Raw genomic sequence first — 18,308 nt, forward strand, 5'->3', positions numbered from 1 at the left:
AACATCCAGCGCGAGAGGAGAGGACCATGTACCAACCTCCAAGCGTGAAGATGTCGCCCGATCTTCTGATTCCTGATCGGATGAGAGCCTGGGTGCTCGGCGATCCGGATCAACTCGAACTGCGGGAAAAACCGGTACCCGTCCCTTCACGCGCTGAAGTTCTGATCCGGATCGATGCGGTTGCGATCTGCGCCACCGATTTAGAGATCATTCATTCAGGCTCGCCGGCCAGCATTGAAGGCGGCCTGCCCTTCAACAAGAATTTCACGCCCGGGCATGAATACATGGGTACGGTCGCAGCGCTTGGACCCGACGTCGACGAATTCCAGATCGGGGAGCGGATCAGCGTCGAGATCCACGCCGGCTGCGGCCAGTGCAAGCGCTGCCGCCAGGGCATGTACACGTCATGCCTGAATTACGGGAAACCGGAAAAGGGCCATCGCGCGAACGGTTTCACGACGGACGGCGGTTTTGCCGAATACGCCGTCAATCACATCAACACGCTGGCGCGAGTGCCTGACACCATGAGCGATGCCGAGGCAACGCTGGTGGTTACCGCAGGCACCTCGATGTATGGGCTGACAGAGTTGGGGGGATTGGTTGCCGGCGAGAGCGTCGTGGTGATCGGTCCGGGACCGATCGGACTACTCGCAGTGGCCGTCGCAAAGGCGCTGGGGGCCAGCCCGGTCATTCTGACCGGAACGCGCCATAAACGGCTAGCGATCGGCCGAGAACTCGGGGCCGACCGCGTTATCAATATCAACGACGAAGACGCGGTTGCGGTTGTAAAACAGCTCACCGGCGGCATCGGCGCAGACTATGTGGTCGAATGTGCCGGCAACGAGGCGACAATCAACCAGGCCATTCACATGACCAATCGCGGGGGGAGGATATGTCTCGCCGCATTTCCACACGAACCGGTCGTGGTGGATATCGCCCATCTCGTGAAGAACAATATCTACGCCTACGGAATCCGTGGCGAGGGCCGCAGCGCCACCCGCCGCGCCATGGCGCTGATGGCGGAGAAGCGGTTCGACGCAACGAAGATCCACACTCATACGTTTCCGTTGGCCGACCTGCCGACCGCGCTGCGATATGCCCGCGAACGCATCGAAGACGCGATCAAGGTGGTTGTCACCAATCGGAAAGCGGACGCGGTCACGAGGACGGCAGCCGAATAGCACCGGGGGCGCGCTCACATCATATTCGCCCCAAGGCAGTCAGGATAACTTGAGGCGTCAGTGGGATTTCCGTAATGATTGTCCCAAACGGCTTGAGTGCGTCGTTGACCGCATTGGTGACGGCGGCGGCCGCTCCCGCTGTACCAGCCTCCCCTGCGCCCTTCGCACCCAGCTCCGATTCCAGCGTCGGCGAAACCACATGCCCGACATCGATATCCGGCATCTCACCGGACATTGGAACCAGATAGTCGGCCATATTGGCGTTGGTGAGCTGGCCGCGTTCGTCATAGATGCATTTCTCGAACAGCGCTGCGCCAAGCCCCTGCACCACGCCACCCCTGATCTGCTCATCCACCAGTTGCGGATTGATAATGGTGCCGCAATCCTCGACCACCCAGTGCTTCAGCAACTTCACAAAGCCGGTGTCGACATCAACCTCCAGCCACGAGGCCTGAACGCCGTTGGTGAAGGCAAAGGGGTATTCGCGCGGGACAAAGTGCCTGGTAGCCATCAGTTCGGGCTGAATGCCCGGTGGCAACGTGTCCGGACGGAAATAGACGATGCGGGCGATTTCGCTCAATTCGATCCGCGGCGCGCCATCGACCACCGTCACCACAGCGTTGTTGACGATGTCGAGTTCGCCCGCCGTAGACTGGAGGATAGCGGCTGCGACGTCGAGTATGTTCTTGCGCAGTACCTTGCTGGCCTGTAGCGCAGCCTCGCCGCCGATGCCGGCACCACGCGAGGCCCAGGTTCCTCCACCATATGGCGTATTATCGGTGTCGCCCAGGATCACGCGAACGCGATCCATCGAGACGCCGAGTACGCTGCCGGCGATCTGTGCCGTGAGCGATTCCGATCCTTGTCCTTGCTCGGTGATACTGGTCTGGCAAATTACCGAACCCTGAGCGTCGAGCCGCACCGCGACGCCATCCTGCGAGGAAATTCTCGCGCCTCCGACACCATAGAACGCCGCGCTGGGGTTGGTGACCTCGATGAAGCTGGCGATGCCGATACCCCGATGGATGTTTCTTGCCCGCAGAGCCGACTGCTCGGCGCGTAACGCGTCATAGTCCATCATCTGGACAAGTTTAGTTAGAGCCGCATGGTGCGACAATTGCTCGAAGCGCAGGCCTGTAGGCGAGGCGTAAGGGTATGCATCATCCGCAATCAGATTGCGGCGGCGGATCTCGACCGGGTCCATGCCGATCTTCATGGCCGCCAGATCGACCAATCCTTCCGTCACGGAGCAAGCGATCGGATGACCAACGGCGCGGTACTGGCACATCACGTTCTTGTTCTGGAAAACGACGCGGGCACGGGCACGGTAGTTCTTGGTCACATAGGGCCCACCGACGAGATTGACGACCTGATTGGCTTCGATCGCGCTGGTGCGGGGATACATCGAATAGGGTCCGATGCCCGTAAGATCGTCGATCTCGAATGCCGTGACAGTGCCGTCGCGCTTGACGCCGATCTTTCCCTTGCAGCGATGATCGCGGGCATGAATATCGGTGTTAAAACTCTCGACCCGGTCGGCGACGAACTTGACCGGACGTCGCATCAACTTGGACAGCGCGTAGGTCGCCATCTCGTCAGCATAGATATGGACCTTGATGCCGAAGGAGCCGCCGACGTCCTTGCAGACGACGCGCACCTGCGATTCCTTCAGGCCGAGATGAAGCGCCGCGATATTTTGCACCATATGTGGCGCCTGCGTGCCTTGATAGATCGTCAATCTTGCTTCCGCCGCGCTCCAGTCCGCTACCACCGCACGCGGCTCCAGCGTCACACCGGTGTGGCGCCCGAAAATGAACTCTGCCTCGATCACCTCGTCGGATTCGGCAAAGGCCCGATCGACGGCGCCCGCATCGTGATTGCGCTCGAAAGCCAGATTGTCGCCGAGCGATGCATGGATCACGGCTGTTGCCGGATCGAGCGCGGCGCTCATATCCGTGACGGCATCGAGTTCCTGATATTCGACCGAGACGAGTTCGGCTGCGTCCTCGGCCTGAGCACGACTATTCGCCACGACTGCCGCAACCGCTTCGCCCTGCCAGCACGCCCGGTCAATCGCGATCGCGCTTTGCGGGGCGGATTTGAGGCCCTTCAAATGCGAGAGCACGCCGACCCACGGCGTGATGACGGTCGAGAGCTCCCTGCCCGATACGACGGCGATCACTCCCGGCATCTGCCTAGCCGCCGAAACGTCGATACCATTGATTATTGCATGCGCGTGCGGCGAGCGTACGAACACGACATGCGCCATGCGCGGCAACTCGATGTCGCTGACATAGACTCCACGCCCCTGCATCAGCCGGTCGAGATTCGGTCGCGGTACCGTCTTGCCAATATAGGAGTTCGGACGGTCCAGCGCGGAAAGCGTTTCAGGATTTGACTGTGCCGACGTCATGGCAGACGTCCGGCGCGTGCCCGCGCTGTGGTCTCGACGGCATCGACGATCGCCTGGTAGCCTGTGCAGCGGCAATAATTACCGGAAAGATGCTCGCGGATCTGTTCTCGATTCGGGGTTGACGATCGCTGCAGCAGATCCTGCGCCGCCATCAGCATTCCCGGCGTACAGAAGCCGCATTGCAGTGCGTTGCGTTCCCGGAATGCCGACTGCAAATCGGCGATCTCTCCGCTGTCGGAGACCCCCTCGATCGTCTCGACCGATGCATTATGCGTCTGCACCGCAAGTATCAGGCAGGAACGGACAATATCGCCATTGACTCGTACCGTGCACGCGCCGCACACGCCGTGCTCGCATCCGACATGCGTGCCGGTCAGCTTAAGATGCTCGCGAAGAAAATCTGCCAAATTCAGGCGCGGCAGTACGCTAGCTTCAACAAGCTCGCCGTTGACACTCAGCGAAATCGCAAGCGCAGCGGTCACGCTGATGCTCCCGCGCAGAGATCAGGGCGAGCGAGTAGCGAGGATACGCAACGTATCAACAGGACCTTCGTCAGATGGCGACGCATGGCGGGCGTAGCCTGTTGATCCTCGAGTGGACTAAGCTCTTCATCCAGCGCGGAGGACACCTCGGACAAGACCGCAGGCGTGATTGCGACGTCAATGAGTTTGCCGGCACACTTGGCCAATAACGGGCGATCACCCACTGCAAAGAAACCAAGGCGAAGATCCGAGAACCGCCGCTCTCTGACCAAGGCCTGCGCTGCGAGGCCAACGATCGCGTAGTCGCCATGCCGACGGGCGAATTCATGAAAGTAATGCGTCGAGCTTTTTGGAGGCACCGGCAGTTCGACGGCGACCAGCAACTCCTGTGGCGTAAGCGCAGTTTCGTAGATCCCGGCAAAGAACTCGTCAGCCGCAATACGCCGCTCGCCGCCCGGCCCGCGCACAATGATCGTGGTGCCAAGCGCAAGCATACAGGCAGGCAGCTCCGACGCCGGATCTGCCTGGGCAAGGCTTCCCCCAATGGTACCGCGGTTACGTATCGCGGGATGGGCGACATGGGCGACCGCGTTCATCAACAAGGGAGCATGGGCTGCTATTTCCGGAGATTTCAAGAGATCGGCATGACGCGTCAGCGCGCCGATGGTGAGGACGTCTCCCTTCACCACGACCCCGCGCAAATCGTCCAGCTCACCAATATCGACAACGAGTTCCGGCGCGGCCAGGCGCAGATTCATCGCCGGGAGCAAGCTCTGCCCACCCGCCAACACCCTGGCCCTTTCGCCATGCGTGGCCAGCAATTCTAGCGCATTTGCGACGCTGGTCGCGCGGGCGTAATCGAAAGCCGAGGCTTTCATTTTGGGCGTGACCTCCCCGGCCAACTCTTGGCATTTTCACGGGATTAGACGGCTGGGATTGGCAAAGGTCAAGTTTGTTATCGAGTGACTAACTTGAGTTTGCGCTTGTTTTCGCGCGACGAACCACGCACGTTCTGTGCAAACGAAAAGCCAGCCTTTGGGGAAGAGCAGATCATGAAGCTTGGCTTCTTTACGATGCCCATCCATCCCATCGACAAGGATTGGCGGCGTTCGCTCAAGGAGGACCGCGAGGCTTTCCTGCTGGCCGATGAACTCGGATACACCGAGGGGTATGTCGGCGAGCACACCACCGACAGAGCTGAGAACATCACGTCCTGCGTTGCTTTCATCGCATGGCTTGCTGCGGCAACCAGGCAAATCAAGCTTGGCACCGGCACGGTCAACATGCCTAACGCGCATCCGGCAGCGATTGCAGCCTCGATCGCGATGCTTGATCACATGCTCGACGGGCGTCTGATCTTCGGCATCAGCCCGGGAGGCCTGCTATCGGACGCGGAAGTGTTCGGAAATCTCGACGCGGACAGGAATGCCATGTTCTTGGAAGCGATCAATCAGGTGCTTCAGATCTGGGCCAGTGACCCTCCCTACAATCTTCGAGGCAAATACTGGAACATATCGATTCAGAAGACTCTGATCGAGGATATCGGCCAAGGCTTCATCCCGCGCCCGCTGCAACAGCCGCACCCGCCTATCGTCGTAACGGCGGTGGCGCCGTTCTCGAAAGGCGTAACGGAAGCCGCCGCACGAGGCTGGGATCCAATCTCGGCAAACTTCCTGATGCCGGCCTGGGTGAAAAGCCATTGGCCGAAATATGTCGAGGGTTGCGAACGTGCCGGACGTCCAGTGGATCCGGCGAATTGGCGCGTTGCCAAGAGTGTGTTCGTTGCCAAGGACGCAGCCACGGCAAGGGCCTATGCCACCGATCCTGACGGACCCTATGTCTATTATTATCGCTCGCTCTTCACCAAATTGAAGCGCAGCGGCCGCATCGAACTGTTCAAGACGCGCCGCGATCAGCCCGACGACGAAGTAACGCTGGAGTCGATCTGCGATAAGCTGATCATTCATGGCACGCCGGACAGCGTAGCAGATCAACTATCGGCTTTTCAGGAGGAGATCGGGCCCTTCGGCACATTGCTCTATGCCGGCAAGGACTGGAAAGATCGCGAACTGGGACGTCAGTCAATGATCCTGATGGCCGAAAAGGTCATGCCGAGGATCAATGCCGGCGCGTCCAGCGGCTCCAAAGCCGCCGAATGATCTACGGAGGATTCTTGCCGTGGCACTGAGCGATCGCATTCCCTATCAGGCACAGGTCGACCGACCGAGGCTGACGCTGCCCGGCGGCAAGAAGCTCGCGGTATGGATCGTCCTCAATGTCGAGGAGTGGCGGATCGAGAACGCGATGCCTCGCACGGTGCTGAGCCCACCGATGGGCCAGCCGCTATTGCCCGATGTGCCGAACTGGTCCTGGCATGAATACGGCATGCGCGCTGGCTTCTGGCGGCAGTTCAAGGCGCTGACCGACCGCAGAATGCCGGTGACATTGGCGCTCAACGCCAACGTCTGCAACACCTACCCACGCGTCGCCTCCGCTGCGCTCGAAGCCGGATTCGAATTCATGGGCCATGGCTTCGTGCAGGGCCCGATGCACAAGGTCGAAAATCAGGCCGATGCCATCAAACGATCAGTCGAGATAATTTCGAAGTTTGCCGGGAAGCCTCCCCGCTCATGGGAAAGCCCCGGCCTCACGGAGACCGAGGAAACACTCGATCTGCTGCGCCTCAATGGCATCGAGTATGTCGCGGACTGGGTCATCGACGATCTGCCGCAGGATATCGCCACGCCTCACGGCACCATCACAACGATCCCCTACTCGGTCGAAACCAACGACATCGTCATCCATGCGCTGCAGCATCTGCCTTCAGAGCAATTCCTGAAACGCTGCATGGACCAGTTCGACCGGCTGTATCTCGAGGGCGCATCGAATGCCCGGATCATGGCGATATCGATTCACCCCTACATTACAGGCGTGCCGCACCGCATCGGGTATCTGGAGGCACTGCTTGACTATGTCCTCGGTCACGACGGCGTGGCGCTGATGACCGCGAGTGAGATTGGTGACTGGTACGGCGCGGAGATGGCTAAGAACTAGTTTTGCCGGCCCATCGCACGACCGCGAGCTTTAGAGGCCGTTCGGCGGTCCGCTCACGAGGATTTATTGCCATCTCCGGCAAGAAACCGGCCGAAGCCGCCCCGCGCAAACAGCAAGGGTTCCTGCCGATTATAGGCGTAGGATTCGACGGCGCCGAGGAAGATGATGTGGTCGCCGCCGTAGTACCGATTGGCCGCGCGGCATTGGAAATTCGCAACGCTGTCGGTCAACACCGGCGCGTTGCCAAGCCCCGGTGTCCAGCTCACACCGGCGAACTTGTCCTCCGACGATTTTGCAAACCGCGACGCCAGCGCCTGCTGGGATGCACCGAGAACATTGACCGTGAAATGGCTGGCGTTCTGGAAGATCGTAAGTCCTTGCGAAAACATCCCCAGACTCCACAACACCAGCGGCGGATTGAGCGAGACCGAAGCAAAGGAGTTGCAGGTCACGCCATATGGCCTTCCATCCGCGGCCATCGCGGTGACGATGGTGACGCCCGTGGCGAACGTTCCAAGCGCATTGCGAAAATCGCGTGGGTCGATCGCCGAGTTGTCGCTGGCAAGTTCATTGGCGGGATCGGCGGGATGTTTGGGTGAGTCGGACATCCGCCAGGCCTCAGAGCGTCAGATTCTCGGACGGCAGGCCAAGCGCTACCCGTCCATAATTGGTTCCTGCCGCATCAAAATTGAATGCGAGGTGCGAATTCACCGCGTGAGCATCGCGGAACTGCCGCTGCAGCGCGCCTGACGTGAACAGGCTGCGCGCGCCGCTTGCCGCAAACAGCAGCGAGACCGCTTCGGTGCAGAGGTTCACTGCGAAGGCGCCATCCCGCCGCAGCCTCGTCTTGCCCGCCAGATCGGGGATATAGCCCCGCCTCGCCTCCGCCATCGCATCGATGCAGTTCGTGCGCATGACGAGACGGGCCGCGTCGATCTTGGCGGATGCTTCGGCGATCTTGATTTGGGTCGTCTGCAAATCGCTGAGCTTGGCTCGGTTGTAAGTCGACGCCCGATGCCGTGCGAGTTCGACATAGTCATTCAGACAGGCCTGGGCATTGCCCAAACCGACACCCGACAACACGTAAGGAAAGAGAGAGAAGACCGGTAGCGCATACAGCGCGTTTGGATTGACGACACTTCCCGGCGTCGGCCCGCCGGTGAGATCGCTGACTGCGACCGTCATCTTCTCCGCAACGAAGGCATCCTCGACCCATACGTCGTTCGACCCGGTACCGCCTAAGCCCGTCGCGTTCCAGGTGTCATTGATCTTGTACTGGTTCCTGTTGAGCAGGAATATCCGATATTCGATGCCATCAGCCTCATCGTCCGAAGACACCACACCCGAAAGCATGTTCCAGTCGCAAGACTCGACGCCCGACGAGAACGGCCAATGACCACGCAGGACGTATCCGCCATCGACCTTTTGGGCGCGGCCGGCTGGAAAGATGAAGGACGACGCAATTAGCGCATCGGCATTCCTTTGCCAGACCGCGTCCTGCGCCTGCCGGTCAAACATGCCAAGCATCCAATGATGGCTTGCAAGATTGGCGAAATTCCATGAGACGGAAGCATCCGCCTGCCCCAGTGCATCGGCGCAATCGACCAGGGCGACATAGTCAAGCTCGGCACCTCCGACGCGTTTGGGCTGCACGACTCGGAATAGGCCTGCATCATGCAAATCGCGCTCGGTCTCCGGTGGCAAGCGCCGGAGTTCTTCCGTTTTTGAAGCACGATCGCGCAGCTCTGGAATCAGGGCCTTGGCTCGCGCGACCATGGCGGCATAGCCGGCCGTACCCGGTGCTCCGGGCGAACCTGCATCCGGCCTGCCGCTGTGTTCCGCCATATGTTTCCTCGCCCGCCCCCTTGCTTTTACGCCGCCCGAGCTCTGCTAGTCTACCGGCTGATCGCCAATGATCAAGGCGCGACGAGCATGGCTATTTCGCCATAAAGCACTACCCCCAAACGCAAAAAGGCTCGCTGGCTGATAAGCCACTTCAGTAGCCGAGCGGGAGTTTCAGTTGAAAGAAGCCTTGCGCGATATTTGGCTACACAATGGCGCGGCTGACTCTGCCGCTGCTCTCATTTGGCCGGATCCATATCGAGCCTCTCGGCAGTCCCTGGAAAGAGTTCAACGTGTTCGGTTATCGCCACGATGATGATGGCTGAATGAAATTGAAACGAGATCTGCGGGACTGGTTGGAATTGTCATGTGCTTCGTTGCATTTAAGGTAGGCTTGTTGTTTGGAATCGCAGCCTGAAAAGTCCCCGTCGCGAGACGACGGCGCACGTACCAATTCATACTGAGATGTTACATTTTTGCTGATCGTCGGATTCAGCGTCAGGTGCCGGCCGCGATTCAAAATTTCAGAGTCCTTCGTCAATGCGCTCGTCTTTCGCATGTGCAACGGGACAAAGCGCAGAAGGCGTTCCGAGCCACGCGATATGGTTCGAATTCGACTGAGTTCAGTGGCATTCGACCAGGCTGCTGCCATGCGACATACGCTCCACAGAGCAACCTTACAATCGTCCGGGTTCCTGCTAGTCCTCACGTTGAACAAAGCGAATAAGGCCATACAGGACCATGTGCTCTTTGCCGCTTCGGAAAGAACCGGGCCGTACGTAAGGCTTTCCGGCGCGGGTTTGAGCTGCCAAACGCAGTGCGCTTCGATAGCCTGGACAGAGGGATCAAGGCGAGATTGATAGCGGCCACCCATGGCGCGCCAGCCAAGCCAACGCTCCAGAACAAACGAGGGAAACTAGGCCGGCCCAAAACCACGAACGGCCGCGCGCGGCACTGACGGAGCGTAGATAGAGGTACGCTCCAATTAGCTTGCCGTAATTTTTTCTGAACTCGCCGTTGAGCTTCGTTATCTGGACAAGCTCCGAAGATTGGTCGAACATTACAACGCCTCCTGGAAAGAAGAACCAGGTGCCCCATAGACAACTGATTTGGGAGAAAAGTCAACCTCATTTCGGATTTTCAGAAACTGAGCCAGAAGCGGGCCTTCATTGAAGCGGCCAGTTTGTTGAGCAGTTGCGAAGGAGCGTTATGGCAACCCCGTGCCAGTTGGAAGGGTTTTGCATCTTTCGACGGCTACTTGCCTGTCGTGCTTTGCAACGGATTCAGATCGGGTGCAGTGACATCGAACCGAAATTGTTGGGCCGTGGCTGGCGCAACCTGCGGCCCGGCAGAGCGCAAGGAGGCCGTCAGATGTTTTTCGTTGCTGCCGTGCTCGCAATTCTATCCGGCTTGTTCTATGCGGCTTCTCTGCGGCGGGCCGTCATGAGATCGGCTCGCTGGGTGTCGCGATGTGCCAATACGGCAGTCCGTTCTGCGACAATCCACTGCTTGTGCTGATGGCTGCAGGATTGGCTGCGTGCTGGGGCACATTCGTCAGCGTGTGCTGAATATCCTGCGGTCTTTCGCGATGATACCGTTGTGCCGGTGATTTGCCCGAGGAGTCAAACGGCGCGCCCTACTGTGGCGCCGGGTTCACCGGGTGAACGGGCTTTGGCACAGGTGGACTGGGCTCGACCTGCAGCTTCGGCTCGGTCGGGATGACATCCGCTCCGGCTGCCCGGGCAGCCTCGCCAGTGGTGCTGTAGTTGGCGATCACGGGGGGCTGCATTCTTGGCTTGTTCCATGGCCCATGGTCGACGATCAGCATACCGAGCACACCGAAAACCGCGACCGCAATCGCAACCTTCAACGGCGCGCCGCCGCGTCTGGTCAATTGATCCTCAGTCAATTCCCTTGCCATCGGAAAATCCATGTTGCTTCTCTGGAAAATCCACGTTGCTTCCTCTGACGGAGGCAATTCCCGGAGACCGCGAAAGTTCCGCGTCGGCGAAGCAACCGAGCAGGTTCCGGGAACAAATGGCATAGCCGATGTATTGTCAGGGCCTCAGCCATTGTCCGGCAAATGCCGAGAACCCGAGTGAGTTGCAGAACGTGAATATCGAAGAACCATCGCAGCCCGGCATGGCCGAACGCGCCATCGACACCGCGACCGATGTGTCACGCACGCTGACGGAAGTATCCACTGCGCTACAGGCCGCGGTCGGCCGTCTCAGCGACGCCATCACGGAGGCGCGGAAACCGGGAATGCCGCTTTCGACCATCAGCGCCATTACCCGCGAAGCGCCTCTGGCCAGTCTGTTCGTCGCCTTTCTGTTCGGTGTCGCGATCGGACGCCGTCGCTAATAGGCGTCTCAGAACTTACCCTTCGTCGAGTCCTTTGCAGCCGATATGACCCCGCCCGTGATCTGCCGCATATGTTCGCCGGCGTTGGTGAACTGGCTGCGCAGGAATTCGGACTGGATCCGCATCGCCTCCTGAAGGTCGGTCGCATGAACCAGCTTGCGGGCATGCTCGAATGCAGCCTTCATGTTCTGCTCAGTAAACGACAGCGCCTGCCTGGAAATCTCCGTACCCGCGCCGGGCATCGACGTCATGGATTTGCCGGCGGCGTCGAAGAACATGCCGAACGCCTTTTCCGCCTGATCGATGGTTTTCTCGGCCAGATCACGCAGCTCGGCCGGGACTTCGAGTTTCGGTTCAGTCATGGTCGCTTCTCCAGTGTCGCCCTTGGCAGGTTAGCACAATTCCCGACTGCGTCTGCGCCGTATTGACCGGCCTTCGGCCGGCATGGACTTCCGCGGCCAGCACCAGACCCCCGCCCGATCCCAGGAAATAGTCCGTAACCGTACGGACGAGACGTCCGATTCCAATGGTGGCAACAGTGTGGCATAGTGATTCGGGTTCGGTGGCGTTGCGTCTCTGGTTTTGAGTCTCTCTTGGGACATGGGGATACGATGCTACAAGCAATGCGACCGACGCCTACCTGCACACGTTTTCAAACCAGCATAGAAATGCCCTGCATGAAATGCGGCGCGCAGATGCGGCTGGCCACGATCGAGCCGCGCGACCAACACTATGACGTGTTGACCTACCGTTGCACGCCTTGCGACTCCGGCGAGAGCTTCCTCAAGGCGCGCTGACTACGAGCCGTCCACCACAGCCGTTCCGGCCGGCGTCAGCACAAGTCCCTCCTCGCGCGCTTCGACCAGACCGAGATCTGTCAATGTTCTGAGATCCTCGTCGCTGACCGGTGACAATTTCAGTCGGCGAGCCTGAATATCCCGCAACGTCCAGCGGAGACCGATCGCCTTCTCGAGGCTGAATTGAGCGAAAGGATTTTCTGCCATTCGCTTACCGACTAAAGGACATGGGGATCAGGATTATGCTCTCGGCGCCATCCGTAGCGCAGCTGATAATGCACATACCCCCGCCAGGTTCCCTGGCGCGGGACCAGCTTCGGAAATGACAGGGCTGTCAGGTGAAGACCTGGCGCGGCCGCTCTTTCTCAATAGCGATAGGGCTCGATGTCCAGCAGTGGGAAAGCGCTGAACACGCTCGGCGGATTGGTCGCGGTCGCCGCATGAAGATAGGATTTATCGAGCTCGGCAAAGCGGGTGACGCCGAGTAATCCCAGGCAACGGATAACCTCATCTTCGAGAAGCTCCAGCATCCGCACGATGCCGGCCTCGCCCGCGGCCGCGAGCGCCCAGCATTGCAGCCGGCCGATCCCGACCAGATCGGCTCCGGAGGCGATTGCCTTCACGATATCGGTGCCGCGGCAGAACGAGCCATCGACCATGATCTTGGCGCGGCCGGCGACAGCGTCGACGATTTCCGGCAAGACATGCATCGCGCCGCGTCCATGGTCGAGCTGGCGGCCGCCGTGGTTCGACACATAGATCCAGTCTACGCCATGGTCGAGCGCAATCGCGGCGTCTTCCGCAGTGGCAATGCCCTTGATGACCAGCGGAATTTTATATTTGTCCTTGATCAGCTTCACGGTGCGCCATTCCAGCCCCTTCTGGAAGTCGCCGCCGGTAGCCCGGATCCGGCTTTCGCGGACATAGCGCTTGGCAATATCACGCTCGCGCCGGCTGTAGTGCGCCGTATCGACGGTCAGGCAGAAGGCGGCATATCCATTGTCGATGGTGCGGCTGACGACATCTTCGACAAAGGCATCATCGCCGCGGACATAGAGCTGGTAAATACGCAACGCGTCGGGCGCGGCCTTGGCGGTCGCCTCCAGTCCCGGTTCGGACACTGAACTCAGCATGTGAGCGGCACCGAACTGCCCCGACCCGCGCGCGACGGCGGCGCCCGAATTGGGATCGAAAATCTCAAGCGCGCCGACCGGCGCAATCATGACAGGCAAACGCAGCCGGCGGCCGAATACCTCAGTCGAGGCGTCGACCTCAGCGACATTGCGCAACACCCGCGGCCGGAATGCAATTTCGTCGAGCGCCATCCGGTTGCGGCGCATCGTGGTCTCCGTCTCGGAGGCGCCGACGATATAGTCCCATGCGTTCTGGTTCAGCCGGGCGCGGGCCTTTCGGATGAATTCGTGGAGATTCTGGAATTCCTCGCCGCTGGCGCCGAGTTCGACATTCCTCGCCGGACGCGTGGGGGTGCCGTCATTCATGCTGTTTCTCTCCCATCATCTTGGCTGCACCTTAGCGGCAGATAAACGGAAAAAGCTACCGCTTTGAACGGGTTAGGCGTCATGCAAAAAGCAGGGACGCCATTCGTTTGCGAGATGCGGTGATGCCGAGGTCAGCAATCTCAGGCCGTATTGCCCAGCTTCCCGAAAGCCCCTGCCTCGGCCAGGTCAGCGATACGTCGCTCATCATAGCCGAGCGTCTTTCGGAGCACTTCCCTGGTATGCTCTCCGAGCAGCGGCGCTGCCACCGGGTCGATGGTTGGGGTCAAGCTCATCTGCAGCGGCGTTTCAATATTGGGGACGGCGCCCGCGGTCGGATGCGGAATCCGGCTGAGACGATGGCGGTCGCGCACTTCGGGCGCGTTGAAGCCCTCCTCCACGGTGCGCAGATAGCCGACCGGTATGTTGGCCTTTTTCATCTTAGCCATCCAGTGCTCAAGGCTGTCGCTGGCAAAGACGCCGGCAATGATGGCGCGCAGCTTTTCCTTGTTGGCGGTTCGGTCTTTCCGGTGCGCGAACCGGGGATCGGTAACGAGGTCCGGCCGATCCAGCACATCCACCACAAGCCGGCGATACAGGCGGTCATTGGCGCAGGCCATGTACAGCGGCCCATCGGATGCCTGGTAGACACCGACGGTGGGCGAGCCGTTCGGCGAATTTCCGAAGCGGCCCGGATTCGCGCCGCTGATCAGATAGGCCATGCCGTAAAAACCGGTCATCGACACGGCGGTATCGATCAGCGCGACCTCGACCTGTTGGCCGCGCCCGATCCGGTCGCGGGCGATCAGCGCCAGCAGAATCGCATTACATGCCGACATACCCGTTGCCATATCGACGATCGGCGGACCGGTTCGCACCGGCTCCCCGTCCGGAAACCCGTTCAGCGACATGAAGCCGCTTTCGGCCTGCGTGATTGGATCGAAGCCCGGACGCAAGGCGAACTCGCCCTTGCGGCCATAGGCGGAAATCGAGCAATAGATCAGCCGAGGATTGGTCGGCGCGACGGAAGCATAGTCGAGACCGAACTTCTTCATCACGCCGCCAGAGAAATTCTCTACGACGACATCCGCTTTCGCGATGAGTTCGCGGGCGACTTCGAGCGCCGCCGGATTGTTGAAATCGAGCGCGATGCCGCGCTTGTTGCGATTGAGGCTGAGAAAGGCCGCACTCTCGCCGCCGATTTCGGCGTGCTCATAGTGCCGGGTATCGTCGCCCCCGTCGGGGTTTTCGATCTTGATCACTTCGGCGCCGAAATCGGCCAGCGTTTGCGTGCAGGCCGGACCGGCCACGACCCGAGTGAAATCGACAACCAATAGACCATCCAGGGCAGTCGGCTCTCCGCTGGCGCGCGGCGTTCGCTCCGGCAATTGCGGCTTGGCAGTCATTTCCGGCGTTTCCCCTTGTTATTCTGCCTGGCGAAACAAAGGCTTTTCGCCGCGACTTCAAGGCTTTCTTACCGGAACCGGGCGGGCAACGCCAAACCCCGATTTTGCAGGGCCGGACCTTCCGCTGACATAGCTCTGAAGACAGTGCACGAGCCCGCATTGCCCTCGCAGCCATGCTGCAAGTCTGGACCGGACCGTGATGATTGGTCCCAAAGGACCACCGCCCGACCCCGGCTGGGCCAGGAGTCGCGCGGCGGCTTGGCGAGGAACGCGCCGCGAGCGGCGTTCGCCGCGTCGACCTCGGTTGGAAGCCAGTTTTCCTATTCGGTAATCATCTCACCCGAGCCGCCAAGCTCAGCAGGAAAGTCCTTGAGCTTGGGCAACCCATCGCGCATCGGCAGCACTGTCTCGGCGTAGTTGACGTGCACGCCGGGCGTGAAGGGAAGTGTCGGGAGAGTTGCGGCGAAGACGTCGACCAGCCCGAGCGTCGGATGATTGGTCATCAGATGACCGCCGCACTCCGCGCAGTACTTGCGCTGACTCATTGGAGTCTTCTCGAAGGTTGCAACGTGCTGCGCCCCTGCCGTGATCCGTACCGCCTCTGGCTTCCAAAGGGTGAACGCGTTCACCGGCCCGCCGGACCACGAACGGCAGGAACGGCAATGGCAATACCCCATCCCCTCCGGCGCACCCGTGACCTGGACCTCGACCGCGCCGCAAAAACAGCTTCCAGTGTGTTTCATGATTCTTCCCTCTCCTTGCAGACAATTACGAAGTGATCAGCTCAGTTTTCGCCAGGGGACCAACATCGAAACGCGCTTCCGGTAGCGGCGATACTCGTCGCCGAACATGTCAACGAGGTCGCGCTCCTCCAGCATGATGCCGATGAAGATGTAGGCCGTGGTTACCACGGCGAACAGCAGATGACCCGCGCTCATCGTAGGCGTCGCCCAGAAGGCGATGATGAAACCGAGATAGATCGGGTGCCGGACAAAGCGGTAGAAGAACGGCGTCCGGAAGACTGGCGCCGGCATCTCGCGGCCTGCGAGATTGTTGGCGACCTGGTGCAATCCGAACAGCTCGAAATGATTGATCAGGAAGGTGCTCGTGAACACGATCACCCAACCGACGAACGACAATGTCGCGATCACCACCGCCATGTCGGGCTCCTGGACGCTCCAGATCACGTCCGGCATTGGACGCCATTGCCAGAACAGCAACAACAGCGTCAGGCTTGCACAAAGCACATAGGTGCTGCGCTCGACAGACCTCGGAATAAACTGCGTCCACCAGTGTTTAAATGATTTACGCGCCATGACGCTATGTTGGATGGCAAATAACGCCATCAGCGCAAGATTGACTACAATTGCCTCGAATGCCCCCGATTTCGCGCCGCTATCGATCGCCTTCGGCACGGCGAAGCCCGATATGAACCCGATGGCGTACAGAATCGTGAACAGAAATGTGAGATAGGCCACACCTCCGAACAGAAATGCAGTGAATCTTAGCGCTCGATTACCCGGCATCGCCGGGCGGATGGCTTGAGTTTCCGTCATGAAATTGGCTCCGCTACAGGCAATGGGATTGCAACTCCTGATTCTTTCAGGATGCCGCAAAATCGGCCACGAAACTTTGCCGTACGCTTCAGCTCTTCACTAGACGGACTTGATTGTTTCTTTAGGAAAGATGATGGGGCAAGTGAAATTCAACTTCGATAATCACATCCTGGACACTGATCGCCGCGAGCTGCGCCGTGGCAGCGATCTGGTTGCGATGCAGCCGCAGGTATTCGACTTGCTGGTTCACCTGCTCAAGCACCGCGATCGCGTCGTCAGCCGGGATGATCTCATTGCGCTGGTGTGGGGTGGACGGATCGTCTCGGACTCCACGCTGGACAGCCGGATCAACGCTGCCCGCAACGCGATCGGCGACAATGGCAAGGATCAGAGGCTCATCCGCACCATTCCGCGCAAGGGGCTTCGCTTCGTCGGCGACGTCAAGAGCCCATGCGATGCGCGTTCCGCGGCACCGGCAGAAGCAGAGCAACCACGTGCGGGGCTTGCGCTGCCGGACCGGCCAGCGATAGCCGTGCTGCCGTTCGACAATATGAGCGGCGATCGGGAGCAGGAGTATTTCTCCGACGGAATCAGCGAAGACATCATCACCGCGCTGTCAAAATTGCGCTGGTTCTTCGTGATCGCGCGCAATTCGTCATTCACTTACAAGGGCAAGCCGGTGCATATGAGGCAGGTCGCCGCCGAGCTTGGCGTGCGCTACGTGGTCGAAGGCAGCGTGCGAAGGAGCGGCGATCGCGTCCGCATTACTGCGCAGCTCAACGACACCGCGACTGGAAGTCACATCTGGGCGGAGCATTACGATCGCGAGCTGACGGATGTGTTCGCCGTGCAGGACGAAATCACCGACGCCATCGTCACCGCCATCGAGCCGCAGATCTATGCCGCAGAGAATTTTCGCAGCCGGCGCAAGCCCCCCAGCAGCGTGGATGCATGGGACCTGGTGATGCGGGCGCTGTCCCACCATTGGCGGGTGACGCGGCCTGACAGCCTCGCCGCACAGGCACTGTTGGAAAGAGCAATCGCGATCGATCCCAACTACGGCCAGGCGCTAGCCCTGTTCGCAACCAACCACATGTTCGGCGTGCATCTGGGCTGGAGGGATATTGCAACCGCGGCGCCCGTTGCGGAGCAAGCGGCATTGGCGGCGATTGCCGCCGACAGTGAGGATGCCTGGGCGCATACGGCCCTCGGCAGCGTGTATTTCTCTACGCGACGTCTCGACCATTCGCTGGCCGAGTTCGAGCTGGCCCTGCAGCTCAACCCGAACTTCTCGCTGGCGCAGGGATACTATGCCCTGGCGCTATCCTATACCGGGCGATGGATGGACGCCTATGCCGCGACGCAACGCGCGATCCGCCAGAGTCCTCGAGACCCCTCTTCCGCCATCTATTACGGTGTTGGGGCCTACGCCCAGTTCGTCGGAAGAAACTATGAGGAAGCGATTGCACTGGCCCGCGAGGCAACCCGTCAGCGCGGCGACCTCACCGGCGCCTACCGGGTCCTGACGGTCGCCGCCGGCATGACCGGCCAGATCGAACTCGCGCGCACCGCGCTTCAGGAATTGCGCCGGACCCAGCCGAATATTTCGCTCGCCTGGATCGCGACGCAGTTACCCTGGAAGCACGACGCCGATCGCGAGCATTACCTCGAAGGTTTTCGCCGCGCCGGACTGGAATGAGCTACGACGGCTGATCCT

The 18,308-nt window shown here is 60.1% G+C and carries 18 protein-coding genes; 6 read left to right on the plus strand and 12 right to left on the minus strand.

The features are described 5' to 3' along the window. Nucleotides 1-26: 26 nt before the first annotated feature. Nucleotides 27-1,181 carry a zinc-dependent alcohol dehydrogenase gene (locus tag AC0QUY_RS02640; protein ID WP_475385632.1) on the plus strand — a complete coding sequence of 385 codons (1,155 nt, stop codon included), beginning with the start codon at nt 27-29 and terminating at the stop codon, nt 1,179-1,181. Between the two features lie 19 nt (nt 1,182-1,200). Here the strand turns inward: AC0QUY_RS02640 and AC0QUY_RS02645 are convergent, their stop codons facing one another. From AC0QUY_RS02645 to AC0QUY_RS02655, 3 genes are read right to left on the minus strand one after another with little or no spacing between them, the layout of a single operon-like run. Further along, on the minus strand, nt 1,201-3,594 hold the full coding sequence (locus AC0QUY_RS02645) for a xanthine dehydrogenase family protein molybdopterin-binding subunit (RefSeq protein WP_475385633.1): 2,394 nt from the start codon (nt 3,592-3,594) through the stop codon (nt 1,201-1,203). Then, entirely contained in the window at nt 3,591-4,076 is a 486-nt protein-coding gene (locus AC0QUY_RS02650; protein ID WP_475385634.1) for a (2Fe-2S)-binding protein, read from the minus strand. Before AC0QUY_RS02650 ends, AC0QUY_RS02645 begins: the two co-directional genes overlap by 4 nt. After that, complete coding sequence (locus AC0QUY_RS02655) at nt 4,073-4,954, minus strand: FAD binding domain-containing protein (RefSeq protein WP_475385635.1); 882 nt, start codon at nt 4,952-4,954, stop codon at nt 4,073-4,075. The genes AC0QUY_RS02650 and AC0QUY_RS02655 overlap by 4 nt, the downstream gene beginning before the upstream one ends. A gap of 174 nt (nt 4,955-5,128) precedes the next feature. On the opposite strand from AC0QUY_RS02655, the gene AC0QUY_RS02660 reads away from it, so the two are divergent. Both AC0QUY_RS02660 and AC0QUY_RS02665 read left to right on the plus strand, forming a co-directional pair. Further along, on the plus strand, nt 5,129-6,235 hold the full coding sequence (locus AC0QUY_RS02660) for an LLM class flavin-dependent oxidoreductase (RefSeq protein ID WP_475385636.1): 1,107 nt from the start codon (nt 5,129-5,131) through the stop codon (nt 6,233-6,235). A gap of 19 nt (nt 6,236-6,254) precedes the next feature. Further along, nucleotides 6,255-7,130 carry a polysaccharide deacetylase family protein gene (locus tag AC0QUY_RS02665; RefSeq protein WP_475385637.1) on the plus strand — a complete coding sequence of 292 codons (876 nt, stop codon included), beginning with the start codon at nt 6,255-6,257 and terminating at the stop codon, nt 7,128-7,130. 53 nt (nt 7,131-7,183) lie between these two features. Here the strand turns inward: AC0QUY_RS02665 and AC0QUY_RS02670 are convergent, their stop codons facing one another. From AC0QUY_RS02670 to AC0QUY_RS02680, 3 genes are all read right to left on the minus strand, one after another. Further along, the gene (locus AC0QUY_RS02670) at nt 7,184-7,738 is read right to left on the minus strand and encodes a flavin reductase family protein (protein ID WP_475385638.1); all 555 of its coding nucleotides are present in this window, start codon (nt 7,736-7,738) and stop codon (nt 7,184-7,186) included. Nucleotides 7,739-7,748: 10 nt separating this feature from the next. Further along, nucleotides 7,749-8,975, minus strand: a complete 1,227-nt coding sequence (locus tag AC0QUY_RS02675; RefSeq protein ID WP_475385639.1) for an acyl-CoA dehydrogenase family protein — start codon at nt 8,973-8,975, stop codon at nt 7,749-7,751. A gap of 1,633 nt (nt 8,976-10,608) precedes the next feature. Beyond that, complete coding sequence (locus AC0QUY_RS02680; RefSeq protein ID WP_475385640.1) at nt 10,609-10,893, minus strand: hypothetical protein; 285 nt, start codon at nt 10,891-10,893, stop codon at nt 10,609-10,611. A gap of 221 nt (nt 10,894-11,114) precedes the next feature. On the opposite strand from AC0QUY_RS02680, the gene AC0QUY_RS02685 reads away from it, so the two are divergent. Then, entirely contained in the window at nt 11,115-11,336 is a 222-nt protein-coding gene (locus AC0QUY_RS02685) for a hypothetical protein (RefSeq protein WP_161856845.1), read from the plus strand. Nucleotides 11,337-11,344: 8 nt separating this feature from the next. On the opposite strand, the gene AC0QUY_RS02690 is transcribed toward AC0QUY_RS02685, so the two are convergent. After that, on the minus strand, nt 11,345-11,698 hold the full coding sequence (locus AC0QUY_RS02690; protein ID WP_161856013.1) for a phasin: 354 nt from the start codon (nt 11,696-11,698) through the stop codon (nt 11,345-11,347). A gap of 306 nt (nt 11,699-12,004) precedes the next feature. Between AC0QUY_RS02690 and AC0QUY_RS02695 the strand changes: the two genes are divergently transcribed. Next, nucleotides 12,005-12,133: a hypothetical protein gene (locus AC0QUY_RS02695; RefSeq protein ID WP_475385641.1), complete on the plus strand. Its 129-nt coding sequence runs from the start codon at nt 12,005-12,007 to the stop codon at nt 12,131-12,133. Here the strand turns inward: AC0QUY_RS02695 and AC0QUY_RS02700 are convergent, their stop codons facing one another. The 5 genes from AC0QUY_RS02700 to mddA all read right to left on the minus strand — a co-directional run bounded on the left by AC0QUY_RS02700 (nt 12,134) and on the right by mddA (nt 16,591). Continuing rightward, nucleotides 12,134-12,340: a hypothetical protein gene (locus tag AC0QUY_RS02700; RefSeq protein ID WP_475385642.1), complete on the minus strand. Its 207-nt coding sequence runs from the start codon at nt 12,338-12,340 to the stop codon at nt 12,134-12,136. A gap of 158 nt (nt 12,341-12,498) precedes the next feature. Next, nucleotides 12,499-13,632: an alpha-hydroxy acid oxidase gene (locus AC0QUY_RS02705; RefSeq protein WP_475385643.1), complete on the minus strand. Its 1,134-nt coding sequence runs from the start codon at nt 13,630-13,632 to the stop codon at nt 12,499-12,501. 140 nt (nt 13,633-13,772) lie between these two features. Beyond that, on the minus strand, nt 13,773-15,035 hold the full coding sequence (locus tag AC0QUY_RS02710; RefSeq protein ID WP_475385644.1) for a CaiB/BaiF CoA transferase family protein: 1,263 nt from the start codon (nt 15,033-15,035) through the stop codon (nt 13,773-13,775). A 320-nt stretch (nt 15,036-15,355) separates the two neighbouring features. Next, entirely contained in the window at nt 15,356-15,778 is a 423-nt protein-coding gene (locus AC0QUY_RS02715) for a GFA family protein (RefSeq protein WP_161856016.1), read from the minus strand. Between the two features lie 36 nt (nt 15,779-15,814). Beyond that, nucleotides 15,815-16,591 carry a methanethiol S-methyltransferase gene (mddA, locus tag AC0QUY_RS02720; RefSeq protein WP_475385645.1) on the minus strand — a complete coding sequence of 259 codons (777 nt, stop codon included), beginning with the start codon at nt 16,589-16,591 and terminating at the stop codon, nt 15,815-15,817. A gap of 142 nt (nt 16,592-16,733) precedes the next feature. Between mddA and AC0QUY_RS02725 the strand changes: the two genes are divergently transcribed. Further along, a complete protein-coding gene (locus tag AC0QUY_RS02725) occupies nt 16,734-18,290 on the plus strand; it encodes a winged helix-turn-helix domain-containing protein (protein ID WP_475385800.1) in 1,557 nt (518 codons plus the stop codon). The last annotated feature ends 18 nt before the right edge of the window (nt 18,291-18,308 follow it).

The sequence above is a fragment of the Bradyrhizobium sp. WYCCWR15520 genome, from assembly GCF_056174665.1.

Bases quoted from the DNA above. Each gene is read 5' to 3' on its own strand.
- AC0QUY_RS02640 (WP_475385632.1), top strand. From the start codon at position 27: ATGTACCAACCTCCAAGCGTGAAGATGTCGCCCGATCTTCTGATTCCT.
- AC0QUY_RS02645 (WP_475385633.1), bottom strand. From the start codon at position 3,594: ATGACGTCGGCACAGTCAAATCCTGAAACGCTTTCCGCGCTGGACCGT.
- AC0QUY_RS02655 (WP_475385635.1), bottom strand. From the start codon at position 4,954: ATGAAAGCCTCGGCTTTCGATTACGCCCGCGCGACCAGCGTCGCAAAT.
- AC0QUY_RS02660 (WP_475385636.1), top strand. From the start codon at position 5,129: ATGAAGCTTGGCTTCTTTACGATGCCCATCCATCCCATCGACAAGGAT.
- AC0QUY_RS02670 (WP_475385638.1), bottom strand. From the start codon at position 7,738: ATGTCCGACTCACCCAAACATCCCGCCGATCCCGCCAATGAACTTGCC.
- AC0QUY_RS02675 (WP_475385639.1), bottom strand. From the start codon at position 8,975: ATGGCGGAACACAGCGGCAGGCCGGATGCAGGTTCGCCCGGAGCACCG.
- AC0QUY_RS02680 (WP_475385640.1), bottom strand. From the start codon at position 10,893: ATGGCAAGGGAATTGACTGAGGATCAATTGACCAGACGCGGCGGCGCG.
- AC0QUY_RS02685 (WP_161856845.1), top strand. From the start codon at position 11,115: ATGGCCGAACGCGCCATCGACACCGCGACCGATGTGTCACGCACGCTG.
- AC0QUY_RS02690 (WP_161856013.1), bottom strand. From the start codon at position 11,698: ATGACTGAACCGAAACTCGAAGTCCCGGCCGAGCTGCGTGATCTGGCC.
- AC0QUY_RS02695 (WP_475385641.1), top strand. From the start codon at position 12,005: ATGCCCTGCATGAAATGCGGCGCGCAGATGCGGCTGGCCACGATCGAG.
- AC0QUY_RS02700 (WP_475385642.1), bottom strand. From the start codon at position 12,340: ATGGCAGAAAATCCTTTCGCTCAATTCAGCCTCGAGAAGGCGATCGGT.
- AC0QUY_RS02705 (WP_475385643.1), bottom strand. From the start codon at position 13,632: ATGAATGACGGCACCCCCACGCGTCCGGCGAGGAATGTCGAACTCGGC.
- AC0QUY_RS02710 (WP_475385644.1), bottom strand. From the start codon at position 15,035: ATGACTGCCAAGCCGCAATTGCCGGAGCGAACGCCGCGCGCCAGCGGA.
- AC0QUY_RS02715 (WP_161856016.1), bottom strand. From the start codon at position 15,778: ATGAAACACACTGGAAGCTGTTTTTGCGGCGCGGTCGAGGTCCAGGTC.
- mddA (WP_475385645.1), bottom strand. From the start codon at position 16,591: ATGACGGAAACTCAAGCCATCCGCCCGGCGATGCCGGGTAATCGAGCG.